This window comes from Micromonospora sp. HNM0581 (assembly GCF_012726175.1).
Taxonomy (GTDB): Bacteria; Actinomycetota; Actinomycetes; order Mycobacteriales; family Micromonosporaceae; genus Micromonospora.
In genome coordinates this window covers 1-3,931 of record NZ_JAASAD010000045.1, presented here as the reverse complement: position 1 = coordinate 3,931, position 3,931 = coordinate 1, and the positions used below count along the sequence as shown (strand labels likewise).

Annotated in this window: 1 protein-coding gene; it reads right to left on the bottom strand. The window is 74.0% G+C overall.

What is annotated here, in order from left to right:
• On the bottom strand, positions 1-3,931 hold a 3,931-nt coding region (locus HCA58_RS22955), incomplete at both ends, for a type I polyketide synthase (protein WP_169600128.1).

Below are 3,931 nucleotides of genomic sequence, written 5' to 3'. Positions count from 1 at the left end.
TCCCAACCCCGATCGACGGGAAACGCCGAAATCGCATCCCCACCATCAACGAGAAGCTGCCACAACTCCTCCGGATCACGCACCCCACCCGGAAACCGACAACTCATCGCAACGATCGCGACGGGTTCGTCGTCGGAGATCGCGGTGGCGACGGTGGGGGCGGCCGGGGCGGCCGTGCCGAGGAGCCGGGTGTGCAGGTAGTCGGCGAGCACCGTGGGTTTCGGGTAGTCGAAGACCAGGCTGGCCGGAAGCCGCAGCCCGGTGGCGGTGTTCAGCCGGTTGCGCAGCTCCACGGCGGCCAACGAGTCGAAGCCGATCTCCCGGAACGCGCGGGCCGGTTCCACGGTGGCCGGGCTGTCGTGGCCGAGGACCGCTGCCACGTCCACCCGGACCAGGTCGAGCAGCAGACGCCGCTGCTCGGCATCGGTCAGCCCGGTCAGTCGTCGTTGCAGCGCCGATCCGCCGACCGACGTCCGACCCGCCTCGGCGGCCCGGCGGGCCGGGAGCCGGACCAGACCCCGGAACAGGGCCGGCATCGACTGGCCCTGAGCGCGCAGCGCGGCGGTGTCCAACCGGATCGGCACGAACGCCGGCTCGCCGGTGGCCACCGTCGCGTCGAGCAGCGCGAGGCCCTGCGCGGAACTGATGGGCAGGATGCCGGAGCGGGCCATCCGGGCCAGGTCGGCCTCGCCGAGGTGCGCGGTCATCCCGCTGCGTTCCTCCCACAACCCCCAGGCCAAGGAGGTCGCCGCGAGGCCGAGCCCGCGCCGGTGCGCGGCCAGGGCGTCGAGGAACACGTTCGCCGCGGCGTAGTTGCCCTGCCCGGAGCCGTCCACCACCCCGGCGGCGGAGGAGAAGAGCACGAACGCCGACAGGTTCCGGTCCCGGGTGACCTCGTGCAGGTGCCAGGCGGGGGTGGCCTTCGCCCGCCACACGCCGTCGAACTGGGCTGCGGTCAGCGAGGTCACCAGCCCGTCGTCGAGGACACCGGTGGTGTGCACCACCTCAGTCAACCCGGGGATCCCGGCCACCAGGGCGGCGACAGCCTCCCGGTCGGCCAGGTCACACGCGGTCACCTCGACGGTGGCGCCGAGACCGGTCAGTTCCTCGCGCAGCTCCGCCGCGCCCGGTGCCGCCGGCCCCCGCCGGGACGCCAAAACCAGGTCGCGGACGCCGTGCACAGCGACCAGGTGCCGGGCGACCAGCGCGCCCAGCACACCCGTGCCGCCGGTCACCAGGACCGTGCCCTGCGCCCGCCAGCCGGTGTCGTCGGTGGCGACGCGGGCCAGCCGTGGCACCCGTACCTGCCCGTCGCGCAACGACAGCTCCGGCTCGCCGGTGCCCACCGCCGTGACGATCTCCTCGACCGGCGTCTGTGGAGCGGCGTCGACCAGCACGAACTGGCCGGGGTTCTCCGCCTGCGCGGCCCGCACCAGACCCCAGACCGGAGCCTGGACCAGGTCGGTGACGCCGCCGGCCGCCCCGCTGGTCAGCACCACCAGCCGGGACTCCGCCGACCGGGGGTCGGCCAGCCAGCGTTGGAGCAGCCCGAGCGTCGTCGCGGCGACGGCCCTCGCCGCCGACTCGACGTCACCGTGGAGCACCCCGTCGGTGGTGACCGACAGGTCGTCGGCCTGCGGGGTGGTGAGGCGGGTCAGGACCAGTTCCGGACGTTCGTCGCCGATGTCCTCAAGGTACGCCCAGGAGGTGACCGGCGCGGTGGGCGTCGGCAAGGTGGTCCAGTCGACGCGGTAGAGGTTGCCGTCGGCGTCGGTCCCGGCGGCGAGCTGCACCGGCCGGGACACCAACGCACCGACCTCGGCCACCGGTGCGCCCGTCGGATCGGCCAGGTGCAGGGCCACCGCCTCGGTGCCCGCCGGGGTGATCCGCACCCGCAGGGCGGTGGCACCGGCGGCGTGCAGGGTCACGTCCGTCCAGGCGAACGGCACCGACGGCGGCTGGTCCGCAGGCACCTGTTCGCCGATGCCCACGGCGTGCAACGCCGCGTCGAACAGTGCCGGGTGCAGACCGAAACGCGCCGCGTCGGCGTGGGCATCCGCCGGCAACGACACCTCCGCGTACACCGTCTCGCCGGCCCGCCACACGGCCTGCACGCCCTGGAGCACCGGACCGTACTCGTACCCCTGGGCCGCCAGGCCGTCGTAGAACCCTGCCACCGGCACGGACACCGCACCCGGCGGCGGCCAGACGGTCAGGTCGAAGGCGGCAACGGCCGGCGTGTCGGCGAGCACCGCCATGGCGTGCCGGGTCCACGGCAGATCCGGGTCGGCGTGCTCGGGCCGCGAGTGCACGGTGACGGTACGCCGGCCCGCCTCGTCCGCGGCCGTCATCAGCAGTTGGACCTGCATCGCGCCACCGTCGGGCAGCAGCAGCGGAGCATGCAGGGTCAGCTCTTCGAGATGCCGGAGGCCCACGTGGCCCCCGGCGTGCAGGACGAGTTCGACGAAGCCGGTGCCGGGCATCAGCACTGCGCCGGAGACCGCGTGATCGGCCAACCACGGCTGGGCGTCCACGGAGAACCGGCCGGTGAACAGCACCTCGCCGGACTCGGCCATCGACACCGACGCCCCCCACAGCGGGTGGCCCGCCGTCCCGAGGCCCACCGACGCCACGTCGGTCGCCGCCATGGTGGCGTTGATCCAGTAGCGGCGACGCTGGAAGGGGTAGGTCGGTAGTGCCGTGGTGCAGGCGCCGGTGGGCGCGAACCAGGCCCGCCAGTCCACCGCGACGCCCCTGGTGTGCAGGGTCGCCAGGGCGGTCAGCAGGGTCGTCGGCTCGTCCCGGCCGGCGCGCAGCGCCGGCACCAGGGCCACCGCGTCCTCGTCGGTGACACAGTCCCGGCCCATCGCCGTCAACACCGCGTCCGGACCCACCTCAAGGAACGTGGTGACGCCCGCCGCCTGGAGAGCGGCCATGCCGTCACTGAACCGCACCGACTCCCGCACGTGCCGCACCCAGTAGGCCGGGTCGCGCAACTCCTCCGGGTCGGCCACCGCTCCTGTCACGTTGGACACCACCGGCAGCTGAGGCCGCTCGAACACCAGACCGGTGAGGACCTCGCGGAACTGCGCCAGCATCGGCTCCATGTGCGGTGAGTGGAAGGCGTGGCTGACCCGCAACCGCTTCGTCCGCCGGCCCTGACCACGCAGACCGTCCGCGACCGACTCCACCGCGTCGGCGTCACCGGAGACGACCACCGCCCGGGGGCCGTTCACCGCCGCGATGCCCACCCGCGCCTCGAGGCCGGTCAGCGCGGCCCGCACTTCCGCCTCGGACGCCTCGACGGCGACCATCGCACCGTCCTCGCGCATCGACTGCATCAGCCGGCCCCGCGCCGCGACCAGGGTCGCCGCGTCGGCAAGCGACAACACCCCGGCCACGTGGGCGGCCGTCACCTCGCCGATCGAATGCCCTGCCACCATGTCGGGCCGGACCCCCCACAACTCCAGCAGGCGGAACAACGCCACCTCGACGGCGAACAACGCCGCCTGGCTGTACATCGTCTGATCCAGCGGCGCCGCGTCGGCCACCTCCGGCCCGGAGTAGAGCACCTCCCGCAGCGGTCGGTCGAGCTTCGCGTCCAGGTGGGCGCTGACCTCCTCCAGCGCCTCGGCGAAGGCCGGGTACGCGGCGGCCAGCTCACGGCCCGTCCCCCACCGCTGCGCGCCCTGGCCGGTGAACAGCACCGCCAACTTTCCGACCGACGGCGACCCGTACACCACGTCGGTCGAGGCGCTTCCCTCCGCCAGGCGCCGCAGGGCACGGGTCGCGTCCCCGCCCGCCGCGGCCACCACGACGGCCCGGCGTTCCAGCGCCGCCCGGGTGGTGGCCAGCGAGTACGCCACGTCGAGGCTGGCACCGGTGGCGGCGACCAGGTCGGCTTGGGCGCGCAGCGCCTCGTCCGACCGCG